Raw genomic sequence first — 437 nt, forward strand, 5'->3', positions numbered from 1 at the left:
CGCGACCTGTGCGTGGGCGAATACTTCACGCTCGAAGGCCACCCGGAGATCAGCAGCCACGCCGCAGAGGAGCGCGACTTCACCGTCACGGCGCTGCAGGTGACCGCGCAGAACAACCTGCCCAAGGCGCTGGCCGCACGCGTGGAACGCCTGTTCGCCCGCAACCGCTGGATGCGCAAGGACGCGGACGGCGCGCACGACGCGCAGCTGCGCCAGGAGCTGGCCGGGCACGTGGCCGAAGGCAGCTCGCGCATGCACATCCAGTTCACCGCCGTGCGGCGCGGCGTCCCCATCGTGCCCGCCTATGACCCGCGCACCGACCTCCCGCAGCCGCAGATGCAAAGCGCCATCGTGGTCGGCCCGGAAGGCGAGGAAGTGCATTGCGACGAAATGGGCCGCGTAAAGATCCGCTTCCCCGGCACGCGTGCGCAGGACCA

General features: G+C 70.0%; 1 pseudogene. It reads left to right on the forward strand.

Annotated elements, in window-relative coordinates:
- Window positions 1–437 (forward strand): annotated as a pseudogene (locus GTP77_RS29895) (type VI secretion system tip protein VgrG); the annotation flags it as partial.

The organism is Pseudoduganella aquatica (assembly GCF_009857595.1).
In the GTDB taxonomy this organism is placed as follows: domain Bacteria; phylum Pseudomonadota; class Gammaproteobacteria; order Burkholderiales; family Burkholderiaceae_D; genus Rugamonas; species Rugamonas aquatica_A.